This is a genomic window from Cellulomonas sp. P5_C6 (genome assembly GCF_054049635.1).
The window spans coordinates 1-1,660 of record NZ_JBFULZ010000349.1; the positions used below are offsets into that span (position 1 = coordinate 1).

A 1,660-nucleotide genomic window follows, 5' to 3' on the forward strand; every position below is an offset into this window, starting at 1 on the left:
GCAGCCACTCTCGTCGGGCTCCTCGACTGCGCTGGTCGGGTGGCCTCTCGGCGAGATGTCCGGGGCCCTCCCCGTCGACGCCTAGACTCGCGCCACGTTCGGCCAGGTGGTCCGGCCGAAGAACGACTTCTGTTGCGGGTAGAAATGGCAACTCACAAGTTGCAGGCGCACATCAGTTCTAGAGGTCGAGGAGAGCCCGTGAGAATCGTTGGAGCTGTTCGCTTTCATGGAACTCGCGGTCCTCTGAGGGTGACATGGCCGTTCGCGGGAGCTGGGTTCGACCGCGACTCTGTGTACGTCACGATTGGTGCCACGTTCCTTGATCGCTGTGTCGCTCTAATCACCGGCGCGCAGCCGCCGCGTGCGCGCGTCGCGTGGTCGGCGCTGTGGGGCGATCTCGTCCAAGTGCGGCTTGCTCATCGAAGCGCCACATTTCTTGAAGAGAACGGCGACCGCTGCATCTTCATCGCCGCCACGGCGAACAGTTTTCGACCGCTCCGTGAGGCAATTCAGGCCAATGCGAGCTACGTCAACGTATCGACGACCTTTTTTGATGACTTTGTCAGGCTGCCTCGCCCGTAGTAGTTTGCCGCGCACACCTTGAGCGGCGCCCTGACGAGTTGATGGATTCGTCGACGCACTCCGCGCGCGGGGAGCCCAACGCCTTTGGCGGAGCGACGCCAGGCCGGCGGACCGCCAGGGGGCCCACTAGTGGGCTTCCCGGCACCGCGTACCGAGCGTGGAACCTGCCGGACGGGAGCTTCCGCACCTGGCCGAAGGATGCTCGACCGGCCATCCCGCCCCCCGCCCGTGTCGCTAGCGTGTCGCTAGAGACGACAAACCCGTTCCTCAATGTGCATCAGAGAACTGCTTGCGAACGAGTATACATGCAGGTCAGACGCCCTTTCGTGCATCTCAGTTCTACCCGGTTCACGCAGGCGTTCAAGGGTTCGAGTCCTTTCGCGGGCACACATCAGTTCGGGTCAGAGCGTCGGAACCAGGATCCGTGCCAGACACGTGCCAGATCGAGTCGGCGGTCGATTGGCGTGAGTCGCGGCCGAGATCCCGACGTGATCGCGGTCTGCCGGCCGATCAGAGCCGGGGTCACGCCGTACGGCGCCGAACGCTGGCAACCAGCGCGACCAGGCCGGCAACCAGCAGGACCAGTCCGCCCCCGGCGATCCTCAGCGGGGTCTCGAACTCCGCCGCACCGCAGGCCGTGAACGCACCCCCGTCGCTGTAGAACTCGTCGAGGCTGACCTGCTGGTCTTCGGTCGTGACGACGCCCGGCGTCAGCGGCCCGACCGGCACCGTTGCGTACGATGCATAGCACCCGTTCGTGACGACGAGCACCGAGCCGGCGGGGATCGACGCTCCTTCCAGCGCGGTCTTCACGACGAATGCCTTCGGGGCGCTACCGAGCGAAAGCGTCCCGTCCCACGCGGACCCCGGTACCCGGTCGATGGCCCAGAGGACCGACCGATCGGCGTCCGCGGCCTCGACGGACACGCTGGTCACGGCGTCGGCTCCGGACCGCTGGACCACCGCGCTCGGCGTCCCGTCCGGGCCGGGCACGAACCCCACCCAGGGCGTGGCCGGGTCGGACATGCGCGTGAGGATCGAGACGAGCGCGATCGCACCGAGCACGACACAGCCGAGG

At 66.4% G+C, this 1,660-nt stretch carries 2 protein-coding genes; one reads left to right on the forward strand and one right to left on the reverse strand.

Translation table 11 applies throughout. From position 1 onward, the window contains the following. Window positions 1–291: 291 nt before the first annotated feature. Complete coding sequence (locus ACXJKG_RS21000; RefSeq protein WP_456847653.1) at window positions 292–582, forward strand: hypothetical protein; 291 nt, start codon at window positions 292–294, stop codon at window positions 580–582. A gap of 522 nt (window positions 583–1,104) precedes the next feature. Here the strand turns inward: ACXJKG_RS21000 and ACXJKG_RS21005 are convergent. Next, window positions 1,105–1,660, reverse strand: a 556-nt coding sequence (locus tag ACXJKG_RS21005; protein WP_456847654.1) for a hypothetical protein, incomplete at its 5' end; no start/stop codon positions are given.